General features: G+C 71.6%; 20 protein-coding genes. 12 read left to right on the top strand and 8 right to left on the bottom strand.

Going from position 1 to position 22,412, the window contains the following annotated elements:
* The first annotated feature begins 12 nt into the window (after positions 1-12).
* Positions 13-1,791, top strand: a complete 1,779-nt coding sequence (locus AB0K05_RS19560) for an ABC transporter substrate-binding protein (protein WP_364230633.1) — start codon at positions 13-15, stop codon at positions 1,789-1,791.
* A 33-nt stretch (positions 1,792-1,824) separates the two neighbouring features.
* Here the strand turns inward: AB0K05_RS19560 and AB0K05_RS19555 are convergent, their stop codons facing one another.
* Entirely contained in the window at positions 1,825-2,610 is a 786-nt protein-coding gene (locus tag AB0K05_RS19555) for a hypothetical protein (RefSeq protein ID WP_364230631.1), read from the bottom strand.
* Positions 2,611-2,649: 39 nt separating this feature from the next.
* The gene (locus AB0K05_RS19550) at positions 2,650-4,188 is read right to left on the bottom strand and encodes an MDR family MFS transporter (RefSeq protein WP_364230937.1); all 1,539 of its coding nucleotides are present in this window, start codon (positions 4,186-4,188) and stop codon (positions 2,650-2,652) included.
* A 139-nt stretch (positions 4,189-4,327) separates the two neighbouring features.
* Here AB0K05_RS19550 and AB0K05_RS19545 point away from each other — a divergent pair, with 139 nt between their 5' ends.
* Positions 4,328-4,909, top strand: coding sequence for a TetR family transcriptional regulator (locus AB0K05_RS19545; protein ID WP_219545772.1), 582 nt, complete (start codon positions 4,328-4,330; stop codon positions 4,907-4,909).
* A 54-nt stretch (positions 4,910-4,963) separates the two neighbouring features.
* On the opposite strand, the gene AB0K05_RS19540 is transcribed toward AB0K05_RS19545, so the two are convergent.
* The 4 genes from AB0K05_RS19540 to AB0K05_RS19525 are packed head-to-tail and all read right to left on the bottom strand — an operon-like array spanning position 4,964 to position 10,691.
* A complete protein-coding gene (locus tag AB0K05_RS19540; RefSeq protein WP_364230627.1) occupies positions 4,964-7,627 on the bottom strand; it encodes a glycoside hydrolase family 78 protein in 2,664 nt (887 codons plus the stop codon).
* Positions 7,628-7,648: 21 nt separating this feature from the next.
* On the bottom strand, positions 7,649-8,479 hold the full coding sequence (locus tag AB0K05_RS19535) for a carbohydrate ABC transporter permease (RefSeq protein ID WP_364230625.1): 831 nt from the start codon (positions 8,477-8,479) through the stop codon (positions 7,649-7,651).
* A complete protein-coding gene (locus AB0K05_RS19530) occupies positions 8,476-9,399 on the bottom strand; it encodes a sugar ABC transporter permease (RefSeq protein ID WP_364230622.1) in 924 nt (307 codons plus the stop codon). Before AB0K05_RS19530 ends, AB0K05_RS19535 begins: the two co-directional genes overlap by 4 nt.
* Positions 9,393-10,691 (bottom strand): extracellular solute-binding protein, encoded by a 1,299-nt coding sequence (locus AB0K05_RS19525; RefSeq protein ID WP_271279549.1) that lies wholly within the window; start codon positions 10,689-10,691, stop codon positions 9,393-9,395. The genes AB0K05_RS19530 and AB0K05_RS19525 overlap by 7 nt, the downstream gene beginning before the upstream one ends.
* 310 nt (positions 10,692-11,001) lie before the next feature.
* On the opposite strand from AB0K05_RS19525, the gene AB0K05_RS19520 reads away from it, so the two are divergent.
* The 8 genes from AB0K05_RS19520 (at position 11,002) to AB0K05_RS19485 (ending at position 18,376) form a co-directional block, all read left to right on the top strand.
* Entirely contained in the window at positions 11,002-12,015 is a 1,014-nt protein-coding gene (locus AB0K05_RS19520) for a LacI family DNA-binding transcriptional regulator (protein WP_148031354.1), read from the top strand.
* Between the two features lie 187 nt (positions 12,016-12,202).
* On the top strand, positions 12,203-13,039 hold the full coding sequence (locus tag AB0K05_RS19515; RefSeq protein ID WP_364230619.1) for an STAS domain-containing protein: 837 nt from the start codon (positions 12,203-12,205) through the stop codon (positions 13,037-13,039).
* Complete coding sequence (locus tag AB0K05_RS19510; protein ID WP_364230617.1) at positions 13,039-13,410, top strand: STAS domain-containing protein; 372 nt, start codon at positions 13,039-13,041, stop codon at positions 13,408-13,410. The genes AB0K05_RS19515 and AB0K05_RS19510 overlap by 1 nt, the downstream gene beginning before the upstream one ends.
* Positions 13,407-13,811 (top strand): anti-sigma regulatory factor, encoded by a 405-nt coding sequence (locus tag AB0K05_RS19505; RefSeq protein WP_271279552.1) that lies wholly within the window; start codon positions 13,407-13,409, stop codon positions 13,809-13,811. Before AB0K05_RS19510 ends, AB0K05_RS19505 begins: the two co-directional genes overlap by 4 nt.
* Positions 13,808-14,818 carry an ATP-binding SpoIIE family protein phosphatase gene (locus AB0K05_RS19500; protein ID WP_364230615.1) on the top strand — a complete coding sequence of 337 codons (1,011 nt, stop codon included), beginning with the start codon at positions 13,808-13,810 and terminating at the stop codon, positions 14,816-14,818. The genes AB0K05_RS19505 and AB0K05_RS19500 overlap by 4 nt, the downstream gene beginning before the upstream one ends.
* Complete coding sequence (locus AB0K05_RS19495) at positions 14,805-16,454, top strand: ATP-binding protein (RefSeq protein ID WP_271279554.1); 1,650 nt, start codon at positions 14,805-14,807, stop codon at positions 16,452-16,454. The genes AB0K05_RS19500 and AB0K05_RS19495 overlap by 14 nt, the downstream gene beginning before the upstream one ends.
* On the top strand, positions 16,447-18,021 hold the full coding sequence (locus AB0K05_RS19490) for a SpoIIE family protein phosphatase (protein WP_364230612.1): 1,575 nt from the start codon (positions 16,447-16,449) through the stop codon (positions 18,019-18,021). The genes AB0K05_RS19495 and AB0K05_RS19490 overlap by 8 nt, the downstream gene beginning before the upstream one ends.
* 19 nt (positions 18,022-18,040) lie before the next feature.
* The gene (locus AB0K05_RS19485; protein WP_148031347.1) at positions 18,041-18,376 is read left to right on the top strand and encodes a metalloregulator ArsR/SmtB family transcription factor; all 336 of its coding nucleotides are present in this window, start codon (positions 18,041-18,043) and stop codon (positions 18,374-18,376) included.
* On the opposite strand, the gene AB0K05_RS19480 is transcribed toward AB0K05_RS19485, so the two are convergent.
* A complete protein-coding gene (locus AB0K05_RS19480; protein ID WP_364230609.1) occupies positions 18,373-18,705 on the bottom strand; it encodes a YnfA family protein in 333 nt (110 codons plus the stop codon). The two genes, AB0K05_RS19485 and AB0K05_RS19480, sit on opposite strands and share 4 nt — an antisense overlap.
* Before the next feature lie 126 nt (positions 18,706-18,831).
* Between AB0K05_RS19480 and rfaE2 the strand changes: the two genes are divergently transcribed.
* Both rfaE2 and AB0K05_RS19470 read left to right on the top strand, forming a co-directional pair.
* A complete protein-coding gene (rfaE2, locus tag AB0K05_RS19475; protein WP_364230606.1) occupies positions 18,832-20,265 on the top strand; it encodes a D-glycero-beta-D-manno-heptose 1-phosphate adenylyltransferase in 1,434 nt (477 codons plus the stop codon).
* An 81-nt stretch (positions 20,266-20,346) separates the two neighbouring features.
* Positions 20,347-22,056, top strand: a complete 1,710-nt coding sequence (locus AB0K05_RS19470) for a carbamoyltransferase C-terminal domain-containing protein (RefSeq protein ID WP_364230604.1) — start codon at positions 20,347-20,349, stop codon at positions 22,054-22,056.
* A gap of 119 nt (positions 22,057-22,175) precedes the next feature.
* Here AB0K05_RS19470 and AB0K05_RS19465 read toward each other — a convergent pair whose 3' ends face one another.
* Positions 22,176-22,379: a cold-shock protein gene (locus AB0K05_RS19465; protein ID WP_148031343.1), complete on the bottom strand. Its 204-nt coding sequence runs from the start codon at positions 22,377-22,379 to the stop codon at positions 22,176-22,178.
* Between the last annotated feature and the right edge of the window lie 33 nt (positions 22,380-22,412).

The following is a 22,412-nucleotide window of genomic DNA, read 5'->3' as shown; positions in this document are numbered from 1 at the left end:
AAGGAGGCGGCTATGCCGTTCGGCAGGAAGATCCCCAAGAGGAGCACGATCTGCGCGGCCGTGCTCGTCCTGCTGGTCACGGGCTGCTCGCAGGGCGGCGGCTCGGCAGGCGGCGGCGAGTTCAGGGAGGCCGACGCCAAGGCGGCCGCCCAGCGGTGGGTGTCCACCGAGTTCACCCCGAGCACGCTCTCCAAGGAGCAGCAGCTCGCCGAGATGGACTGGTTCATGAAGGCCGCGGCCCCGTACCGCGGCATGGAGATCAACGTGGTGTCGGAGACGATCACCACCCACGAGTACGAGTCGCAGCAGCTCGCCAAGGCGTTCTCCGAGATCACCGGGATCAGGCTCAAGCACGACCTGATCCAGGAGGGCGACGTGATCGAGAAGCTGCAGACGCAGATCCAGGGCGGCCAGAACATCTACGACGCCTACGTCAACGACTCCGACCTGATCGGCACCCACGCGCGCGGCGACTACGTGCTGCCGCTGTCGGACTACATCGCCGGGGAGGGCAAGGCGGTCACCTCGCCGACGCTGGACCTGGAGGACTTCATCGGGATCAGCTTCACCACCGGGCCCGACAAGAAGATCTACCAGCTGCCCGACCAGCAGTTCGCGAACCTGTACTGGTTCCGCTACGACTGGTTCACCGACCCGGCCATCAAGAAGCAGTTCAGGGACGCGTACGGCTACGAGCTCGGGGTGCCGGTCAACTGGGCCGCGTACGAGGACATCGCCGACTTCTTCACCAGCAAGGTGAACGGTGACGGGACGATCGACGGCCAGAAGGTCTACGGCCACATGGACTACGGGCGCAAGGACCCGTCGCTGGGATGGCGGTTCACCGACGCGTGGCTGTCGATGGCGGGCAACGGCGACCCGGGCATCCCGAACGGGCTGCCGGTGGACGACTGGGGCATCCGGGTGGAGAACTGCCGCCCGGTCGGCTCGTCCGTCAGCCGCGGCGGCGACACGAACGGGCCCGCCGCCGTGTACGCGCTGACCAAGTACGTCGACTGGCTGAAGAAGTACGCCCCGCGCGAGGCGGCGGGCATGAACTTCAGCGAGGCGGGCCCGGTGCCGGCGCAGGGCAACATCGCCCAGCAGATCTTCTGGTACACGGCCTTCACCGCCGACCTGACCCAGCCGGGGCTGCCGGTGGTGAACGAGGACGGCACGCCCAAGTGGCGGATGGCGCCGAGCCCGCACGGCGCGTACTGGAAGGACGGCCACAAGCTCGGCTACCAGGACGCCGGGTCGTGGACGCTGCTGAAGAGCACCCCGGCCGAGCGCAGGGCGGCGGCCTGGCTGTACGCGCAGTTCGTCACGTCCAAGACGGTGTCGCTGAAGAAGTCGATCGTCGGGCTGACGTTCATCCGCGACACCGACATCCGCAGCGAGTACTTCGAGCAGAACGCGGAGAAGTACGGCGGGCTGATCGAGTTCTACCGCGGCCCGGCGCGCGTGCAGTGGACGCCGACCGGGACGAACGTGCCGGACTACCCGCGGCTGGCGCAGCTGTGGTGGCAGAACGTGGCCACCGCCGTCACGGGCGAGACCACGCCGCAGCAGTCGATGGACAGCCTGGCCAAGCAGCAGGACGACATCCTGTCCCGGCTGGAGCGCCGCGGCTACGGCGGCCAGTGCGCGCCCAAGCTGAACCAGGAACGGGACGCGCAGTACTGGTTCGACCAGCCGGGCGCGCCCGTGGCGAAGCTCCCGGACGAGCGCGGCAAGCCGGAGACCCTGGACTACGACGAGCTGATCGCCCGCTGGAAGAAGGCGGACTGACCCGCGCGCTGGTGGAGTGGGCGAACCCGACTGTCAGCCGGGTTCCTGCGTGCGCGACATGTCGTGGAGCCGGGCGTGCAGCACGGTCATCCTCCGGGTGAACTCCCGCTCGTCGGAGTACACGTCGTAGTCGTCGATCTCGTGGAACGCCTCGTCGAGAAGCCGGCCGAGATCGCCGTGCGCCCGCTCCCCCGCCGCCATGGCTTCCCTTCTCGCCGCCACCCAAGCGTGGCGGAACCGCTCGACGTCGAGGCGGCCCGCCACGAACCCGTCGATCAGCGAGAGTTTCCTCCGGGTGACCGACTCCGGTGGCACCTCCGCCGGCGTCCGCCAGGAGGGCCATCGGGGCGGATGAGCCGCCGCGACCTCCAGCAGGAAGGGATTCGTCGTGGCGAGCCGCCGCGCGAGCCGCGCGAAATCCGCCTTCGCCTGTTCGGTCCCGCAGGCGAGGCAGGCCGCGACGAACGCACGAGGGCCGGAGACGAGGGCGTACTGCCGCATGGTCATGAAAACCGCTCCTGACATGTCGGGCAAAGTCATAACGACGTCGGAGCCGGCCCACGAACCCGGGAGCGCGAGGGCGCCATCGCCCACCAGGATCGTCTCGACTCGCCGTGCACCGAGCGGCGCGGCGAGGACGCGGGTCTGGCCGCACGCACGCAGGCCGCGCCCGATCGAGGACAGGAGCCTGGAGTCTGGGACGGGCCGCGACGCCACGGGAACGGTGACCTTGTCCCCCACGGCCGTCCAGGCGGCGCTGAACCCCGTACCGCCGTCGAGCATCTTCTCGACCCGGGTCACCCGATGATCAGGAGTCACGGATTCATCCTGGCGGCTCGGCACGGGAAGGGGCCGGTGTCAGGAGGTCGGGACCGGGTGCTCGTCCGCCTGCTTGGGGTCCGGGAGGTCCAGGGTGTCGCGGAGGGTGACGGACTTGAAGAAGAGGGTGGCGATGACGCCCACGACCGAGAGCCCCGCCGAGATGAGGAAGATGTGACCGGTCGCGTCCCCGTACGCGGATCGGACGATCGTCTTGATCGGCTCCGGCAGGGCGGCGATGTCGAGGGTGGCCGCGCCGCCGCTGGCCGAGGCCGGGATGCCGGCCTTGGCCAGCCCCTGGCTGATGCTGGTGGCGACCTGGTTGGCGAGGACGGCGCCGAGGACCGAGACGCCGATGGTGCCGCCGAGCGAGCGGAAGAACGTGATGGCGCCGCTGGCCGCGCCGAGTTCGCGCAGCGGGACGGTGTTCTGGATGGCCAGCACCAGGTTCTGCATCGACATGCCGACGCCCACGCCGACCAGCACCATGGCGGCGCCGATGAGGTACAGCGAGGTCTGGTGGTCCATCGTCGACAGCACCAGGAAGCCCAGGGTGAGCACGATCGAGCCGGTCACGATGTACGGCTTGATCTTGCCGCTCCTGGAGACCATGCGGCCGCTGATCGTGGAGGAGACCAGCACGCCCGCCATCATCGGGATGGTGAGCAGGCCCGCTTCGGTCGGGGTGTAGCCGCGGCCGATCTGGAAGTACTGGCCCAGGAAGACCGAGCCGCCGAACATGGCCATGCCGACCGCGAGGCTGGCCACGATGGCCAGGGCGGGGGTGCGGCGGCGGATGACGTGCAGCGGCACCACGGGCTGGGCGGCCCTGGTCTCCACCCAGGTGGCCAGCGCCAGGAGGACGGCGCCGCCGCCGGCCATGGCCGCGGTCTGCCACGACAGCCAGTCGAAGGAGTTGCCGACGAACGTGATCCAGATGAGCAGCACGCTCACGCCCGCCGCGATGAGGGTCGCCCCGGCATAGTCGATCTTGACGTTGTCCTGGCGGACGGTGGCGACGTGCAGCGTCTTGTGGAGCAGGCCCAGGGCGACGACGGTGAAGGGCACGGCGATGAAGAAGCACCAGCGCCAGCCCAGCCACGAGGTGTCGGCGATGAGCCCGCCGAGCAGCGGCCCGCCGACGGTGGCCACGGCCATGACGGCGCCGAGGTAACCGTTGTAGCGGCCGCGCTCCTTGGGGCTGATCATCGCGGCGATCAGGACCTGGACCAGGATCTGCAGCGCGCCCATGCCGAGCCCCTGCAGCGCCCGGAAGGCGATGAGCTGCTCGGTGTTCTGGGCGAACCCGCAGGCCAGCGAGGTCACCATGAAGATCACGATGGAGATCTGGAGCAGCAGTTTCTTGCTGAAGAGGTCGGCCAGCCGCCCCCAGATCGGCGTCGACGCGGTGGCGGCCAGCAGGGAGGCGGTGACGACCCAGGTGTACTGCGACTGGGTGCCCTTCAGCGCGCCGATGATCTGGGGCAGCGCGACCGACACGATCGTGCCGCTGATCATGGCGACGAACAGGACCAGCAGCAGCCCGCTGAGGGCTTTCAGCACCTGCCGATGCGTCATCGGCTCGGCAGGTGCTGTCATGGGTGCGCTCACGCGCGACCTCCGTTTCGGATCTCGGGGTGACGACCGGATACTCTACTTCCCATTGAGAAAGTTTGCGCATTGCGCATCTATTCCCGGCGGGTAGAGTGACCGCAAGATGGACACCACGACGCTGGGACTGCGCGAGCGCAAGAAGGCCGAGACCCGGCAGGCCGTGCACGAGGCGGCGCTGCGGCTCGTCGTCGAGCACGGCTTCGACGGCGTGACGGTCGAGGCCATCGCCGACGCCGCCAACATCTCCCGCCGCACCTTCTCCAACTACTTCGCCGGCAAGGAAGACGCCCTCCTGTACGGGGAGGAGGAACGCTTCCGCCGGCTGGTGGCGCTGGTGCAGGAGCAGCCTCCCGGCCACAGCGCGTGGCAGGCCATGCGGGCCACGATCCTGGATCTGTACGAGGAGGTCGGCACCCCCGACCGCGAGTGGGCGATCCGCACCCGGCTGGCCAAGAAGCACCCGGCGCTGCTGGCACGCCAGCTCGCCAACCACGCCGCACTCGAACGCGAGCTGGCGCAGGCCATCGCCGACCGGCGCGCCCCGGCACGGCCGCGGGTGATGGCGGCGGCCTTCCTCGGGGCGCTGCGCCTGGCGACCTTCCAGTGGATCGAGGAGGAGGAGGCCCGGTCCCTGCTGGAGGTCGGCGAGGAGATCCTGGACGAGGTGGCCAGGCCCTTCACCTGACGGAGTGAGGAAGGGGCGGGACACCACGCCGGTGGCGCCCCGCCCGTTCGTGACCTACGACGTCGCGACGGGTTCGGGGAGCGGGAACGGGCCCGCCGTGGCCGGGATCGGCGGGTCGTCATCCGCCGCGCGGTGGTCACAGGTGAAGACGTGCTCACCGGGCCCGGCCTGCACCGGGGCCCGACCCGGCAGATCGACCTCGGCCGTCGTGCCGGGCGGCACCGTCACCTCGACCGTCAGCTCCGTGCCCGCCCGCCGCCACGACACCGCCGCCCGCCCGTACGGGGTGTCGTGCGCGGCGCGGGCGTGGGTGAGGCCGCCGCCCGGCCGCGGCGCGACCCGCAGGCGGCGGTAGCCGGGCGCGGCGGGGGCCAGCCCGGCCACCACGCGGTGCAGGTAGTCGGCCACCGCCCCCAGCGCGTAGTGGTTGAACGAGGTCATCTCCCCCGGGTTGACCGACCCGTCGGGCAGGAGGCTGTCCCACCTCTCCCAGATCGTGGTCGCCCCCATCGTCACCGGGTAGAGCCACGACGGGCACTCCCGCTGCGTCAGCAGGTGGTAGGCCGCGTCGTGGGAGCCCGTCTCCGCGAGGGCGTCGCAGACCAGCGGGGTGCCGACGAAGCCGGTGCCGATCCGGTACCCGTCCCTGGCGACCAGCTCCGCCAGCCGCCGCCCGGCCCTCTCCCGCTCGCCGCCGTCGTCGAGCAGACCGAAGCGGAGGGCGACCGCGTAGGCCGTCTGGCTGTCGCCGACCAGCCGTCCCGACGGCGTGACGTACTCCCGCCGGAACGCCTCCCGCACCTCCCCCGCCAGAGCGGCGTGACGGGCCGCGTCGTCCTCGTGGCCGAGCAGCCCGGCCACCCGTCCCAGGATGGAGGCGGTGGAGAAGTGGTAGGCGGTGGCGATCAGGTAGGGGTCGGTGCGCCCGTCGGCGGGCGCGTCCGGCGGCGCGGACGGGTCGAGCCAGTCGCCGAACTGGAACCCGTCGGACCACACCCGGTCCGGCCCCGCCAGCCCGGCGACCTGGTCCACCCAGGCCCGCATGCTCGGATACTGCCGCCGCAGCAGCTCCAGGTCGCCGGTGCGCTCGTACAGCACCCACGGCACGAGGACCGCCGCGTCTCCCCAGGCGGCGGCCGGCAGCGGCGGGAACTGCACCTGCACCCACGGCACGTAGGGCGGGACCGTGCCCAGCTCGGCCTGCTCGGCGGCGAGGTCGCGCAGCCAGGAGGCGAGCGGGCCCGCGCAGTCGTACAGGAACGCCGCGGCCGGGGCGAACACCTGGATGTCGCCGGTCCAGCCGAGCCGCTCGTCGCGCTGCGGGCAGTCGGTGGGGATGTCGACGAAGTTGCCGCGCATGCTCCACACCACGTTCTCGTGCAGCCGCTCCAGCAGCGGGTCCGAGCAGCCGAACCAGCCGGTGCGGCGCATGTCGGTGTGGCAGACGACGGCGACCACGCCGTCCGGTGGGATCTCCCCCGGCCAGCCGGTCACCTCGGCGTAGCGGAAGCCGTGGATGGTGAAGCGCGGCTCCCACTCCTCGGCCCCGCCGCCGCGCAGGGTGTAGGTGTCGTGCGCGGCCGCGCCGCGCAGCGGGCGCACGGCCGGCGCGCCGTCCTCCAGGACCTCGGCGTGGCGCAGGGAGACGGTGTGCCCGGCGGGACCCTGCACGCGGATGCGCAGCCGGCCGGAGATGTTCTGGCCGAAGTCGAGGATGGTCTCGCCGGACGGCCCGGTCAGGGTGGCGACGGGGGCGAGCGTCTCGACCCGGCGCACCGGCGGGCCGTCGGGGGCCACCAGCAGGGCGGGGTCGTGGTCGAGCACGTCCGCGGGCAGCCAGCCGGAGTCGTCGAACCCGGGCGACGACCAGCCGCCGGGCAGCAGCCGGGCGTCGTGCTTCTCGCCGTCGTACAGGCCGGTCGCGGTGATCGGGCCGGGGGCGGCGCGCCACGAGCCGTCGGTGACGAGCGTCTCGGTGCCGCCGTCGGCGTAGACGAGTTCGAGCTGGGCGATGAGCGCGGTGCGCGTCCCGTACGTGCTGGTGCTGCCGTCCAGGAAGCCGACGCGGCCCCGGTACCAGCCGTCGGCGAGCATCGCGCCGATCGCGTTGGGGCCGGACCGCAGCAGGGCGGTGACGTCGTGGGTGCGGTAGCGGAGCCGGTGGCCGTAGCTGGTCCAGCCGGGCGCGAGCACGTCGTCGCCGACGACCTGGCCGTTGATCTCGACCTCGTACAGGCCGTGCGCGGTCACGTACAGGCGGGCCCGCACGGGCCGCTCGCGCAGGTCGAAGCCGCGGCGCAGCAGCGGCGCCGGGCCGTCGGGCGGGCCGGTGAGCGACGTCGGCGGCGCGGCGGCCGCGGCCTGCCAGCGGTCCGCCGTCAGCAGCCCGGTCTCCGCCTCCGACCAGGGACTCCAGTCGCCGGCCCGGCCGCCGCCGTGCACCCGGACGCGGACGGCGCAGCGTTCGGCGGAGCCGAGCGGCTCGCCGGGCCACGGCACCAGCCGGGACTCGGCCGAGCGCACCAGGTGGCTGGCGGTACCGCCGCCGGTGCGGATCTCGATCTCGTACGCGTCCTGCGTCCAGGACGGCGGTGCGGCGGTGACGGTCCAGGTCAGGCGTGGCCTGGACGCACCGATGCCGAGGGGCGGCCGGTGCGGGTCGAAGCGGTGGTGCTCGAAACGGGGGGCGTCGACGGTGATGCCGGACGCTCGGGTCATGGTGCTCCTCGTGCGAGTGGGTCAGCCCTTGATCGCGCCGGCGGTCATGCCGGCCACGATCTTGCGGTTGAAGAAGACGAAGGCCAGCAGCGGCGGAATCGTGATCAGGACGATGTCCATGAACAGCAGGTTCCACTGGGTGCTGTACTGGCTCTGGAAGTTGTAGAGGGTGAGCTGGACGGTGGCGTTCTCGTCGCCGGGCAGGAAGTAGAGCGGGTTGACGAAGTCGTTGAAGACGGCGACGGACGTGGTGAGGATCACGGTGATGGTCACCGGCCGCATCAACGGGAAGATCACCCGGAAGAACAGCGCCATCCCGGTGCAGCCGTCGATCATGGCGGCCTCGTCCAGCTCGCGCGGGATGGCGGCGATGAACGCCCGGTAGAGCAGCATCGCGAACGACAGGCTGTAGGCGACCTCGACCAGGATGAGCCCCGGCAGCGTCTTGAACAGCCCGATGCCCTGCAGCACCCAGATGGTCGGCACCACGGCCGGCGGGATGATCAGCCCGGACAGCACGAGCAGGTTGACCACGCCGGCCACCCGGCCGGGCCGCCGCTGCAGCACGAACGCCGCCATGGAGGCGAACACCACGAGCAGCGCGACCGAGGTGACCGTGAGGATGGTGCTGTTCACGTACGCGGTCAGCAGCAGGTAGTCGCGGGCGGAGATCACCTCCACCAGGTTCCGCACCACGGGCCAGCTCGTCGGCCAGGCGAAGTCCAGGTCGGCGGCCTGCTTCTCGTCCTTGACCGCGGTGAGCAGCATGAACGAGAAGGGCACCAGGAAGACGGCGGCGGCCACCGCCAGCGCGAGCGTCTCGGCGCCGATCCTGCGCGCGGTTGTCCTCACGAGTGGATCTCCCGGCGGTCGAGCAGGCGGACGAGCGGGACCACGATCGCGGTGACGGCGAGGAACAGGATCACGTTCCCGGCCGTGGCCAGGCCGTAGAAGCCCGCCTGATACTGCTTGTAGATGATCGAGGCGATGACGTCGCTGGTGAAGCCGGGACCGCCCCGGGTCATGGTCCAGATGAGGTCGAAGGTGCGCAGGCCGCCGATGAACGACAGGATGATCACCGAGTAGGTGGCGGGCCAGGACAGCGGCAGCGTGACGTGCCGGAACCGGTGCCAGGCGCTGCCGCCGTCGACCTCGACCGCCTGGTAGTAGTCGCGCGGGATCGACATGATCCCGGCGATGTAGATGACGGTGGCCAGGCCCACGCCCTTCCAGACGTCGACCAGCGCGACCGACAGCAGCGCGGTCGTGGCGTCGCCGAGCCAGTCGGGGCCGGAGATCCCGAAGACGCCCAGCGCCTTGTCGACCAGGCCGGTGTCGGGTTTGAGCAGGACGCTGAAGGTGATGCCGACCGCGACGGTGCTGACCAGCACGGGGAAGAACACGACCGAGCGCAGGAAGCCGCGCAGCCGCAGGTTCGAGGTGAGCAGCACGCCCAGCAGCAGGCCGAGCACCACCTTCAGCCCGCTGGTGACGACCGCGTAGACGATCGTGTTCCGGAAGCCGACGCGCAGGTTCTGCTCGGCGAAGAAGTCGCGGAAGTTGTCCAGGCCGACGAACGTGCTGTCGAACAGCGTCCACCGGGTGAGCGCGAAGTAGAAGGCCATCACCGTCGGCACGAGGAAGATGACGGTGTAGACGATCCCGGCCGGCAGGTAGAACGCGTACGGGTAGACCGCGCGGGCCCTGGGCCGGGCCGGGCGGCGGCCGCTCTCCGGAGCGGCCGCCCGGCGAGGCCGGGCCGAGGTCACCATCCGGCCAGCCCCAGTTGCCTGGCCTGCTTCTCCACGTCCTTGTCGTACTGGGCCGCGCCTTCCGCCGGCGTGGTGAGCCCGGAGCCGACGGCGACGGTGATCTGCTCCAGCGACGGGCCCTTCACCGGCGAGACGAACTCCAGCGCGGGCGCGGATGCGCCGCTCTCGATGTAGGCGCTGAGGTCCTTGGCCACCTGGATGACGTCCTCGGGCAACTCGGCGCCCTTGATCCGGTACGGTCCCGTCGGGGCGACGCCCTCGGAGAACGCCTGGGCGCCGGCCGGTGAGGCGATGAAGGCGAGGAACTTCTTGGCCGCGTCGACGTGCTCGCTGGAGGCGGGGATGTAGGCGCCGGCGGGCTCCCAGACGGTGGCGCCGTGGGTGCCCGGGTCGTCGCCGGGGATGCCGAAGAAGCCGATGTCGGTCTTGACGGACGGGTACTGCTCGATGAGGGCCGGCATCACGCCGGTGAGCATCGGGTAGTGCGCGCCCTTGCCCTCGGCCAGCAGCTTCAGCCCGTTGTCCAGGGTGGCCGAGCCGAACCCGTCGTTCAGCAGGCCGGCGGCGTGCACCTCGGCGAGCTTCCGGAACCCCGACAGCGCGGCCGGGGTGGTGGCGTACTTGGCCTTGTTGGCGGTGTAGCCGGCGGCGAAGGCGGGCACGGCGGCCTGGACGTTGTAGAAGTCGCCGAGCACGAACAGCTGCGAGGTCCAGGTCTCCTTGAAGGTGGAGATGACCGGCGCCAGGCCGGCGGCCTTGACCTTGTCGTTGTTGGCCATGAACTCGGCCCAGGACCTGGGCGTCTCCAGGCCGAGGTCGGCGTAGACCTTGCGGTTGTAGAGGATGCCGCCGCCGGCCGCGGTGCCGGCCGGGACCCCGTACACCTTGTCCTGGTGGGACACCACCGGCAGGTAGGACTCCTGCACGTTCGCGAGGACGGGGTCGCCGGTGAGGTCGACGAGCGTCTGGCTCGGGTTGAGCGCCTGGATGAGCGAGCCCGAGTTGTACCAGAAAACGTCGGCCATTTCGCCGGTGGAGAGCCGGGTTTTGACGATGTTGTCGCCTTCGGCGCCGCCGGGACGAGTCTCGGTGTCGATTTCGACAGTGGGCTCGGCGGCCTCGAACGCCCGCACCACGGATTCTGCGGCGGCCACGGTGGCCTCGGCGTTGTCGATGAGCAGCTTGAGCGTGACGGTCCCGTCGGCCGAGGTCGGCTCGGACGACCCGCATGAGGTCAGTGACGTGACCACGGCGGTGGCGGCGGCTGCGACTCTGAGGCAAGCGGCCTTCATGACGCCCTCCAGGAATTTCGCGTGGACCATTAAATCGTTTCAAACCCCCCAATCGCCGCTAACTTAAACTTTGCGATTCGGTAGCGTCAAGACTTTGCCCGGATAACGATTACTCATCGGTGATATTTCCGGAAATTTATGGCATGCGGAAAGGCCGCTTTCCGGTTATGTCGCGAAAGCGGGCGGTGTCGAGGGAATCCGGGTGCTCCGAGACGGGATGTAGAACGTTCTCCATTGCTATCCTCCGCTCCGGAGGGGCGTCAAGAGGCTCGACGGCACGTCTGGTGTGGTTCGTTCTACGGGAGGCCGGATGACCAGGGTGACCATCGCGGACGTGGCGCTGCACGCCCAGGTGTCCAGGTCGGCGGTGTCCAAGGTGCTCCGCGACGCCTACGGGGTCAGCCCCTCCATGCGCGCCCGGGTGCTGGCGGCCATCGACGAGCTGGGCTACCGGCCGCACGTGGCGGCCCGCGCGCTGCGCGGCCACACCTCCACTCTCGGCGTGCTCCTGCCCGACCTGCGCAACCCGTTCTTCCCCGACCTGGTCGACGGCGTCGTCGAGGAGATCGCCGGCACCGGGTACGAGGTCGTGATCAGCCAGGGGGGCCGCGGCCCGGCGAGCGAGTCGCGGGCCATCCACGCGCTCATCGACCAGTCGGTGGGCGGGATCGTGCTGGTCGCCCCCCTCAGCCCGCAGTCCGACCTGGAGGCGATCGCCGCCACGGTGCCGGTCGTGGTGCTCGGCCGCCACGACCGCTCCCCCCGCTACGACGCCGTCTTCGACGACGACGAGGTGGGCGCCGAGCTCGTGGTCGAGCACCTGGCCGGCCTGGGCCACCGCCGCATCGCGCACATCGCCCACCGCGACTCCAGCCGGGGCGAGCCCGCCACCCTGCTGCAGGCCATCCGCGCCCGGGCGTACGAGCGGGCCATGGTCCGGCTGGGCCTGGGCGAGCACGCCGACATCGCGTGGACCACGTACACCGAGGAAGGCGGCCACAAGGGCGTCGGCGAGCTGCTGAGCCGGCCCGAGCCGCCGACGGCGATCTTCGCGGGCGCCGACCTGGCCGCCATCGGCGCCCTCGCCGCGCTGCGCGAGGCCGGGCTCGCCGTGCCGGACGACGTCTCGGTCGCCGGATACGACAACAGCTGGCTGGCCGCGCTGGCGCACATCTCGCTCACCAGCGTCGACCAGTCGGGCGTCACCATGGGCCGCACGGCGGGCCGGCTGCTGCTGGAGCGCATCGGCGGCCGGACGGCGTCGGCGCGCATCTCGATCACGCCCACGCTGGTGCCCCGGCGTACCACGGCGGCGGTGTCCTGACCAGGCCCGGCCAGCGGCTTTCCGCTTTCGCACCACGGGAATATCTCGGTACGCGGTGTGGTGCTCGGCATCGGATATCGTCGTGAGAGCACACGGTTCGGGACAAATCACACATCTTTCACCTGCCGGACCAATCGGGCGTTAATCTTTGCCCGGCAGTGCGTCATACGTATCATCAGGAGTCCATTTGAACGTCCATGCCGACGTCGCCAGGCGACGCATAGAGGAGCTGCTGGGCACTTCGGACGAGCAGATCCTGCGCCGCTGGAGCGCCCTCGCCAAGGCCCCGGTAGACGAGCTGAAGGAGCTCTACCAGGCCCTGCGCACCGCCTTGGCGGAGGAAGGCAGTGACCTCGCCGACATTCGCGGCCTGCTCGCGGAGCTCTCGCGCGACCGCGTCCGCCGGGGCCACACCCCCTCCGACACCGCACGCGCGGTGTTCGGCCTCAAGGAGGCGGTGTACGAGGTCGTCGAGGCCGACGGGGAGCCCGAGGCGCTGCGCGGGTTCATCTGGTTCTCGCGGCTGATCGACGACCTGGGCCTGTACACCATCGAGACGTACGCGGCCGCCAGGGAGAAGGTCATCCTGGACCAGGCCGAGCAGCTCCTGGAGCTGTCCACCCCGGTGGTCAAGCTCTGGGACGGCATCGTGGCCGTGCCCCTGGTCGGCACCCTCGACTCGGCCAGGACCCAGGTCGTGATGGAGAAGCTGCTGCAGACCCTGGTCGACACCGGGTCCGAGCACGCCGTCATCGACATCACCGGCGTCCCCGCCGTCGACACGCAGGTGGCCCAGCACCTGCTCAAGACCGTGGTGGCCGCGCGGCTCATGGGCGCCGAGTGCGTGATCTCCGGCATCAGCCCGCAGATCGCGTACACGATCGTCACGCTCGGCATCGAGTTCGGCGACATCGTGACCAAGGCCACCCTGGCCGACGCGCTCGCGTACACGCTGCGGCGCAGCGGCATCGAGTTCGGCGAGGGCCGGCGGACGCAGATCGCGATCCGCGCGGAGGACGCGTGATGGAACGTGTCCCCATCCTCAAGCTCGGCGACATCCTGATCATCTCCATCCAGATCGACCTCGACGACCAGAGCGTGCTGGGCCTGCAGGAGGACCTGGCGGAACGGGTCGTCGCGACCGGCGCCCGGGGCGTCGTCATCGACATCACCGCGGTCGAGATCATCGACTCGTTCATCGGCAGGATGCTCGCCACCATCGCGGCCATGTGCCGGCTGCTCGACGCCGACACCGTGGTCGTCGGCATGCGCCCGGCCGTGGCCATCACCCTGGTGGAGCTCGGTCTGTCACTCGGCGGTGTGCGCACCGCGCTCGACCTGGAGAAGGGCGTCGCGGCGCTCGGCCACCTCCGCGGCAGGGACACGACGCGATGACGGACGGCGGCCGGATGCCCATCGCCAGCAACGCCGACGTGGTGGCGGTCCGCCAGCAGGTGCGCGCCGTCGCGATCGAGGCGGGCATGTCCCTGATAGACCAGACGAAGGTGGTGACCGCGGCGAGCGAGCTGGCACGCAACGTGCTGGTGCACGCCGGCGGGGGCCGCGTCACCGTGGAGGTCGTCGAGGACGGCCGGCGTCGCGGGCTGCGTCTGGCCTTCAGCGACGAGGGCCCCGGCATCGCCGACGTCGAACAGGCGCTGGTCGACGGCTACACCACCGGCGCCGGGCTGGGCCTCGGCCTCGGCGGCTCGCGGCGGCTGGTCGACCAGTTCGACCTGACCTCCGCCCCCGGTGAGGGCACCACGATCGTCGTGACGAAGTGGGCCCGAGGATGATCGAAGCCGACCAGGTCCGCGACGACGCCTGGATCCGCGCCGAGGAGCCCAGCGCGGTGGGGGCGGTGCGCAGGCTGGCCGTCGACCTGGCCAAGACGGCCGGGTTCGGCGACGAGCGCGTCGGCCAGGTGGCGGTGGCGGTCACCGAGGCCGTCTCCAACCTGGTCAAGCATGCCGTGCAGGGTGTGGCCCTGGTCCGCCCCTGCCCCGTCGCGCCGCAGGTGGTCGAACTGATCACGCTGGACCGGGGGCCGGGCATGCCGGACGTGGCGCGGGCGCTGCGCGACGGCTACTCGACCTCCGGCACGCTCGGCATCGGACTGGGCGCCATCACCCGCATGGCGTCCTCGTACGACGTGCACTCGCTGCCGGGCCGGGGAACGCTGCTCGCCGTCCAGTTCGCCGCGAAGGGAACGATCGAGCCGCCGCCGGCCAGCGGCCTCGTCCGCCCCATCGGCGAGGAGGTCGTCTCGGGTGACGCCTTCGCCGTGTCCACCGGCGAGCAGGACATCACCGTCCTGGTGTTCGACGGGCTGGGCCACGGACCGGCCGCCGCCCACGCCTCCAGGGAGGCGGTCGAGCTCTTCCTGGAGAGGCCGGCCGACGAGCCGCTGGCCATCCTGCGCCGCCTGCACGACGGGCTGGCGCACACCCGCGGCGGCGCGGCCGCGGTCGCGCGGGTCACCCCCGCGCGGGTGAGCTACGCCGGGCTGGGCAACATCTCCGGCTGGATCACGCACGCCGACGACCGCCAGGGCATGGTGTCGGTGCCCGGCATCACCGGCCACCAGCGGCGGCGCCTCAGGCAGTACGAGTACGAACTGGACGAGCACGCGACGGTCGTGCTGCACTCCGACGGGCTCACGGACCGGTGGTCGCCCACCACCATGCCGGGCCTGTTCTCCCGCTCCCCCGCCGTGATCGCCGCCGGGCTGCTCCGCGACGCGGGCAGCCGGCGGGACGACGCCTGCGTAGTGATCGTGAGGCCGCGACGTGACCGCGCTTGAGCTTTTCAGGATGCGCCTGGCCGAGGACCGGGACGTGTTCGTGCTGCGCCGGCTCGGCCGTGCCGCCGCCGAGCTGGCCGGGCTGGAGGCGCAGGACCAGATCCGGATCGCCACCGCGCTCAGCGAGGTGGGCCGGGAGGTGATCGGTTCGGGCGCCCTCGTACGTTCCACGCTGGAGGACGGCGAACTGATCATCACGATCGAGCACGCCGCGGACGCCGACCCGGCCGGATCCGACGGTGTGGCGCTGGCCCGCCGCCTGGTGGACAGGGTCACCGCGGACGACGGGCGGTTCACCCTCGTCAAGCGGCTGCCGGGGCGCAAGCCCTCGATGCCGGCCGCGCGGATCCGCGAGCAGCTGGCCCGTGTGGCCCCCACCACCGCGTTGGAGGAGCTGCGCCAGCAGAACAGGGAGCTGGCCGCGACCCTGGACGACGTGCTGCGGCTCAACGCCGAGCTGCAGGAGACCAATGCGGGCGTGCTGGCCCTGTACAACGAGCTGTCCACGGAGCTGGAGGAGACCAACAGGGGCGTGGTCGCCCTCTACGCCGAGCTGGACGAGAAGTCCAGCCAGCTGCGTGAGGTGGCCGAGACCAGGAACCGGTTCTGGGCCACGGTCAGCCACGAGCTGCGCACCCCGCTCAACTCCATCATCGGCCTGGTGCGGCTGCTGACCGGCCCGGGCGGCGAGCCGCTCTCCGGGGAGCAGGAGCAGCAGATCGGGTTCATCGGCAGCTCGGCGGAGACGCTGCTGGCGCTCGTCGGCGAGCTGCTCGACATGGCCAAGGCCGAGTCGGGCCCGCTGCATCCCCAGCTCGGGTCCGTGAACCTCGTCAGGCTCGTGCACCAGCTCAGAGCCACCATGCAGCCCACCAGCGACGTCGCCCTGCACACCGAGGTGGCGCCGGAGGTGGGCGAGATCTACACCGACGAGGGCATGCTCACCCGGGTGCTGCGCAACCTGGTGGCGAACGCGCTGAAGTACACCCAGGAGGGCGAGGTGCGGCTGAGCGCCCACCTCGACGAGGAGGCCGGCCAGGTGGTGATCACGGTGTCCGACACCGGCATCGGCATCTCCGAGGAACACCTGAGCCGCGTGTTCGAGGAGTTCTTCCAGGTGCCCAACGCGCTGCAGGTCAAGACCAAGGGCACCGGCCTCGGCCTGCCGTACGCGCGCAGGCTGGCCGAGGCGCTCGACGGTCAGCTGGAGCTGACCAGCGCGCCCGGCTCCGGCACGACCGCCACCCTGCGGCTCCCCCGCCGCCACGGGCCTCCCGAGATCGGGCGGCTGCTCATCGCCGACGACGACCAGGGCTTCCGCGAGCTGGCCCGTAGGATGCTGTACGGGGTCGCGAGCGAGATCGAGGAGGCCGCCGACGGCATCGAGGCGCTGGAGCTGATGACGGCGCGGCCCCCGGACGTCCTCGTGCTGGACATGCTGATGCCCAGGCTTGACGGCAACGCGCTCCTGCAGCGGATGTCGGAGGACGAGAACCTGGGGGAGGTCTCGGTGGTCGTGGTGACAGTGGCGCCCGGCAAGGCGGCGGAGGGCCATCCCGTGCTGTCGAAGCAGGGGATGCGCCGTCACGACCTGCTGGAGGCGGTGCGCGAGGCGGCCAGGGGGCGCGGTGCCTGACTCCGGCCCGGCCAGCGTGCTGGTGGTCGACGACACGCCGGCCAAGCGCTACATCCTGTCCAGCTGGCTGCGCCGGGCCGGTCACAGCGTGATCGAGGCGGGCGGCGGCGAGGAAGCGATGGCGGTGCTGCACGCGCACCATCCCGACCTGGTGGTCCTGGACGTCTGGCTGCCCGACATGAGCGGCTTCGAGGTGTGCGAGCGCATCAAGGCCGATCCGGCGACGGCGTCCATCCCGGTCATCCAGGTGTCGGGGAACGCCGTCACCGTGCAGGACCGTACCGAGGGTCTGGAGCGGGGGGCCGACGCCTACCTGGCGGAGCCGATCGAGCCGAGTGAGTTCATCGCGACCGTGGAGGCGACGCTGCGCTACTCGCGCGCGCGGCGGCGGGCGGAGGTGATGGCCGACCGGCTGGCCGAGCTGGCCGAGGTGACGCTGCGGATCAACCGGTCCGACTCGTTCGAACGCCTGCAGGAGGTGGCCGTCCAGGGCACCGCCTCGATCCTGGGCCGCCAGGCGAGGGCGCTGGCGGTGCCGGCCGACGGGCGGCTGCGCCGCTACCTCGGCCAGCCGGGCGAGCGCGCCGTCACCAGGGACGTCGCGCCCGACCTGCTCGACCGGTTGTGCGAGATGGTCCTGGGCCCGAGCGCCGGCGCCGAGCTGGTCACCATCTCCCCCGCCGACTGGGCCACGCTGATGCCCGGCTCGGAGGTCACGCGGCCCGTCGTGGGTGTGCTGTGCCGCACCAAGAAGAGCAGGCCGCCGGTGTTCCTGGGCGTGGAGGCCGATCCCATACTCGACGGCAACGAGATCAACCTGCTGCGGCAGCTCGCCCAGGAGCTGGCGCTCGCCGTGGAGGCGCTGCGCGCCTACACCCAGGAACACACGATCTCGCTCACCCTGCAGCGCAGCCTGCTGCCGACGCGGGTGCCCGAGGTGCCGGGGCTGTCGGTGGGGCTGCGTTACCGGCCCGCGATCGACAGCGTGGAGGTCGGCGGCGACTTCTACGAGGTGCTGGAGGCCGACGACCGGGTGCTGGTGGCGATCGGCGACGTGATGGGCCACTCCCTGCACGCCGCCACCGTCATGGCCGAGCTGCGGCACGCGCTGCGCGCCGCGGTGATGGACCAGGTGGACCTGGCGGCCTCGATGAGCCTGCTGAACAAGGTCCTGCGCCGTTACCACCCGGGCATGACGGCCACGGTCTGCATGCTGCTGCTGCACCCCGGCACCGGCGAGGTCCAGCTCGCCAACGCCGGTCACATCCCTCCCCTGCTGGTCGGCGACGGGGCGCGTTACCACGGGATGGGCAATCTGCTGCTCGGGGTGGCGGAGGAGGAGTACAAGGTGGACCACCTGATGCTCCCGCCGGGCGGCACCATCGTCCTGTTCACCGACGGGCTGCTCGAAGACCGCGACGTGCTGCTGGACGTCAGCCTGGAGCGGGCCAGGGAGCTGGCGGAGACGGTCGAGGACGACCTGGAGCATTTCTGCGACCGGATGCTGGCCGCCTTCGGGTCGCGCGAGGACGACGTGGCGCTCGTGGTGCTGCGGCGGGACGCCTGACGGCTATCGTGGGTGGCCGATGAACGAGTCGACGCAGCCGCTGGACCGCGCAGCGGCGGAAGAGTACGCGAGCTGGTTCCGGGCGCTGGCCGACGCCACCCGCATCCAGATCGTGTCGCTGCTCGCCCGGCGCCGGGGGCCGATGAGCGTCGGGGAGGTCGTGGCGGCGTCCGGGGTGGGCCAGTCGACCGTGTCCCACCATCTGAAGATCCTCGCCGACGTCGGCTTCGTGCTGGTGGAGCGTCAGGGCACGTCCAGCCTCTACCGCATCAACGAGCAGTGCGTCGGCGCCTTCCCGACGGCCGCCGACGTGGTGATGGGCCGCCCCCTGCCGGACGCCCGGCTCTGCGACTAGGCGCGCGGCGCGTACATGATGACCGCCACGCCGACCAGGCAGATCGCCGCGCCCGAGAGGTCCCAGCGGTCGGGCCGGAAGCCGTCGACCAGCACTCCCCACAGCAGCGACCCGGCCACGAACACGCCGCCGTACGCGGCGAGGATGCGCCCGAAGTGCGGGTCCGGCTGGAAGGCGGCGACGAAACCGTAGGCGCCGAGCGCGAGCACGCCGGCGGCGATCCAGAGGAGCCCGCGCTGCTCCCGCACCCCCTGCCACACGAGCCAGGCCCCGCCGATCTCCGCGACGGCGGCCAGCGCGAACAGGATCAGGGAGCGGACGGTCGTCATGGGGCGACTGTATAGAGCGGGAGAACCGCGCGGATCACGGGGTGCGCCGCCGCCGTCCGGGGACCTGCCGGGTCGTGAGATCAGCGCGACCGTTTGAGAACCGTTCCTCCTGGTAGTCGCCCTTCTATGGATAGGGACATCCAGGCCGTGGTCGTCGGTGACGTGATGCTCGACTCGTGGCTGCGCGGGCCGGTCAAGCGCATCGCCCAGGAGGCGCCGGTCCCCGTGGTGAGTGTCGAGGCCACCGAGGACGCGCCGGGCGGGGCGGGCAACACGGCGGCCAACCTGGCCGCGCTGGGCGCGCGCGTGCGGCTGATCGGGCCGGTCGGCGACGACGCCTGCGCCGAGCAGCTCGCCACGGCGCTCAGCCTGCTGGGCGTGGACGCCCGCATGGTGACCGTGCCCGGCAGGCGCACCCCGCACAAGCAGCGGCTCATGGTCGGCGAGCAGCTCATCGCCCGCTACGACGAGGAGGACCGCGACCCGATCCCGGCCGCGGCCGAGGCCCGCGTGATCGAGGAGCTGCGGGAGTCGCTGCCCGGCGCCGACGTGGTGATCGCCTGCGACTACGGGGCGGGCGGGTGCACGGACGCGGTGCGGCGGGCGCTGGCCGGGCTGCCCCTGCTGGTGGTGGACGCGCACGCGATCACGCCGTGGCGGACCTGCGCCCCCGCGGTGGTGCTGCCGAACTACGGCGAGGTCCTGCAACTGCTGGGTGAGGACGGCGGCCACGACGACCGGGTGCGCTTCCTGACCGAGCGTTCCGGCCGGCTGCTGGCGGAGTCGGGCGCGCGGATGGTGGTGACCACGCTGGACGGCGAGGGCACCCTGCTGCACCAGGAGGGACGGCCGCCGTACCGGACCTACGCCGAGCCGGCGCCGGACCACATGACGACCGGGGCGGGCGACACCTACACGGCGGCGTTCGCGCTGTGGCTGGCCGGCGGGGCGACCCCGGAGCAGGCGGCGCAGGCCGCGCAGGCCGCCGCCGGGGTGGTGGTGCGCAGGCCGGGCACCGCCACCTGCACCAGGCAGGAGCTGCTGCGGGCGTTGCACCGGGAGGACGGGCGGGCGCAGACGCCGGAGCGGCTGGCGGCCCGGCTGGACGAGCACCGGCGGCGCGGGCAGCGGATCGTGTTCACCAACGGCTGCTTCGACGTGCTGCACCGGGGGCACGTGACGTACCTGGAACGGGCCGCCCGGCTCGGCGACGTGCTGGTGGTGGCGGTCAACAGCGACGCGAGCACGGCGCGGCTGAAGGGGCCGGGGCGGCCCATCAACTCGTGCGAGGACCGCATGTCGGTGCTGGCGGCGCTCGGTTACGTCGACTACGTGATCTCCTTCGAGGAGGACACGCCCGAGCGGCTGCTGCGGATGGTCCGCCCCGACCTGTACGTGAAGGGCGGCGACTACACGCCCGAGATGCTGCAGGAGGCTCCGCTGGTGCGGGCCATGGGCGGCGAGGTGCGGGTGCTGGACTACGTCTCGGACCGGTCCACGACGGCGATCATCGAGCGGGTGCGGTCGCTGCCGGAAGAGGATCAGGCCGGGCCCTCATGAGCACCGCGTCACCATACTGTGACATATCGTGATATCGGGGTACGGGACTCCTGGTTCGTCGCTCGTTCGGGGGGTTCGAAGATGACCGGAAGTCCTGTCGTGATCGGCGTCAACCGTACCCGGGACGGGTCGATCGCGGTCGCCCGTGGCCGGACCTCGGTCCACAGCCTGCAGAAGGAGCGGATGACCCGCCGCGAGCACCACCGGGGCCGGCTCGGCGACCTGCCGGACCACTACCTGCCCCGGCTGCCCCAGCTCGCCGGGCCGGTGGACCTCGTGGTGGAGGGCTACTCGTCCGACACCGAGATCGGCAACCTGGCCGCCTACCGTGCGGAGTTGCGCGAGACCCTCGGCCTGACCGGGGACACGCCGGTCGTGCTCGTCTCGCACCACCTGAGCCACCTCTACAGCGCCTTCCCGCCGTCGCCGTTCGAGGAGGCCGCGGGGCTGGTCGTGGACACGCAGGGCAGCCGGGTGCGGGACTTCACCGAGCGGGTGGAGCTGCCCCGCGGCACGCCGGGCGACCTGCTGGAGGTGTCGTCCTTCTACCGCTGCTCGCGCGGCCGGGTCGAGTGCCTGGCCAAGCAGCTCTGGGACGGCGACTGGGCCAGGCCCGCGGGGCTGGGCTGCTTCTACGCGCTGCTGACGCGGATGCTCTGGCCGAGCGGCGGGGGCGACGAGGGCAAGGTGATGGACCTGGCCCCGTTCGGCGACCCGGACGCGCTCGGGCTGCCGGAGCTGGACGTGCGCGGGCACGAGGTGTTCATCCCGCGGGCGTGGCTGGACACGTTCGACCAGGGCGCGGCGTTCCGCTACGTGACCAACGGCGCGAGCACGTTCAAGCGGTCGGCCAACCTGGCCGCCGCCGGTCAGCGCGCGTTCGAGCGGGCGCTCGACCGGCTCGCGGCCTGGCTGCACGAGCGGACGGGTTTGGCGGACCTGGTGTTCGCGGGCGGCACGGCGCTGAACTGCACGGCCAACGGCCGGCTGATTCGCGGGTCGCCGTTCCGCGAGGTGTTCATCCCGCCGAGCCCGCACGACGGCGGCACCGCCGTGGGCTGCGCCCTGTACGGGATGATCGAGTGCCTGGGCGCCGAGAGCGGCTTCCGGTGGGCCGACGACTTCCTCGGGCCCGAACCCGACCCGGCCGAGATCGACGCGGCGGTGCGGGCGCTGCCGGAGGATCTGACGGCCGAGCGGCCCGCCGACCTGGCGGGCGCGATCGTCGAGCTGCTGGCGGGCGGCCGGACGGTGGGCCTGCACCGGGGGCGCTCCGAGTCGGGGCCGCGCGCGCTGGGCAACCGGAGCATCCTCGGCGACCCGCGGGTGCCCGAGCTGCGCGACTACGTCAACGTCGAGGTCAAGGGCCGCGAGTGGTTCCGGCCGCTGGCTCCGCTGGTGCTGGCCGAGCACGCGGGGCGGCTCTTCGACGTGGACCGGCCGGCGCCGTTCATGCAGTACGCGGCCGAGGTGCGGCCCGAGCACCGCGAGGAGCTGCCCTGCGTCACGCACGTGGACGGCACCGCCCGGCCGCAGACGGTGGAGCCGGGCCGCACGCCGTTCCTGCACGAGCTGCTGACCCGCTGGCACGAGAGGACCGGCTGCCCGGTGCTCGTCAACACCTCGCTGAACGGGCCGGGCGACCCGCTCACCGAGACGCCGGAGCACGCGGTCGGCACCCTGCGCAAGACCGGCCTGCACGCGCTGGCCCTGCCGCCCTACCTCATCCGCAAGCGCGACGAGCCGCCCGTCCCCGGCGACGACTGGCAGCCTCCGGCGCGTCCCGTCTAGCACGTCGAGGGACCCGCAGCGCCATGGCCTGGCGGCGCGCGGGCGCGGCCGGGGAGCTGCCGGGGAACGAGCGAGGGCCCGCACCCCGGAACGGGATGCGGGCCCTCGGCCGTGGAGCGTCAGGCGGGGACGATGTTCTCCGCCTGCGGGCCCTTCTGGCCCTGGGTGATGTCGAAGCTCACCTTCTGGCCCTCACGCAGCTCGCGGTAGCCCTGAGCGGCGATGTTGGAGTAGTGGGCGAAGACGTCGGCGCCGCCGCCGTCCTGCTCGATGAAGCCGAAGCCCTTTTCGGCGTTGAACCACTTCACGGTGCCTGTGGCCATGTCATTTCTCCTTTGATGAGTACAGAGCCGGAG

Origin of the sequence: Nonomuraea sp. NPDC049486 (assembly GCF_040676925.1) — a bacterium.
In the GTDB taxonomy this organism is placed as follows: domain Bacteria; phylum Actinomycetota; class Actinomycetes; order Streptosporangiales; family Streptosporangiaceae; genus Nonomuraea; species Nonomuraea ferruginea.
This window is presented reverse-complemented; position numbering and strand designations above follow the sequence as displayed.

Excerpts from the sequence above, each read along its gene's own strand:
- AB0K05_RS19560 (WP_364230633.1), top strand. The coding sequence starts at position 13 with ATGCCGTTCGGCAGGAAGATCCCCAAGAGGAGCACGATCTGCGCGGCC.
- AB0K05_RS19550 (WP_364230937.1), bottom strand. The coding sequence starts at position 4,188 with ATGACGCATCGGCAGGTGCTGAAAGCCCTCAGCGGGCTGCTGCTGGTC.
- AB0K05_RS19545 (WP_219545772.1), top strand. The coding sequence starts at position 4,328 with ATGGACACCACGACGCTGGGACTGCGCGAGCGCAAGAAGGCCGAGACC.
- AB0K05_RS19540 (WP_364230627.1), bottom strand. The coding sequence starts at position 7,627 with ATGACCCGAGCGTCCGGCATCACCGTCGACGCCCCCCGTTTCGAGCAC.
- AB0K05_RS19530 (WP_364230622.1), bottom strand. The coding sequence starts at position 9,399 with ATGGTGACCTCGGCCCGGCCTCGCCGGGCGGCCGCTCCGGAGAGCGGC.
- AB0K05_RS19525 (WP_271279549.1), bottom strand. The coding sequence starts at position 10,691 with ATGAAGGCCGCTTGCCTCAGAGTCGCAGCCGCCGCCACCGCCGTGGTC.
- AB0K05_RS19520 (WP_148031354.1), top strand. The coding sequence starts at position 11,002 with ATGACCAGGGTGACCATCGCGGACGTGGCGCTGCACGCCCAGGTGTCC.
- AB0K05_RS19510 (WP_364230617.1), top strand. The coding sequence starts at position 13,039 with ATGGAACGTGTCCCCATCCTCAAGCTCGGCGACATCCTGATCATCTCC.
- AB0K05_RS19505 (WP_271279552.1), top strand. The coding sequence starts at position 13,407 with ATGACGGACGGCGGCCGGATGCCCATCGCCAGCAACGCCGACGTGGTG.
- AB0K05_RS19500 (WP_364230615.1), top strand. The coding sequence starts at position 13,808 with ATGATCGAAGCCGACCAGGTCCGCGACGACGCCTGGATCCGCGCCGAG.
- AB0K05_RS19485 (WP_148031347.1), top strand. The coding sequence starts at position 18,041 with ATGAACGAGTCGACGCAGCCGCTGGACCGCGCAGCGGCGGAAGAGTAC.
- AB0K05_RS19480 (WP_364230609.1), bottom strand. The coding sequence starts at position 18,705 with ATGACGACCGTCCGCTCCCTGATCCTGTTCGCGCTGGCCGCCGTCGCG.
- rfaE2 (WP_364230606.1), top strand. The coding sequence starts at position 18,832 with ATGGATAGGGACATCCAGGCCGTGGTCGTCGGTGACGTGATGCTCGAC.
- AB0K05_RS19470 (WP_364230604.1), top strand. The coding sequence starts at position 20,347 with ATGACCGGAAGTCCTGTCGTGATCGGCGTCAACCGTACCCGGGACGGG.
- AB0K05_RS19465 (WP_148031343.1), bottom strand. The coding sequence starts at position 22,379 with ATGGCCACAGGCACCGTGAAGTGGTTCAACGCCGAAAAGGGCTTCGGC.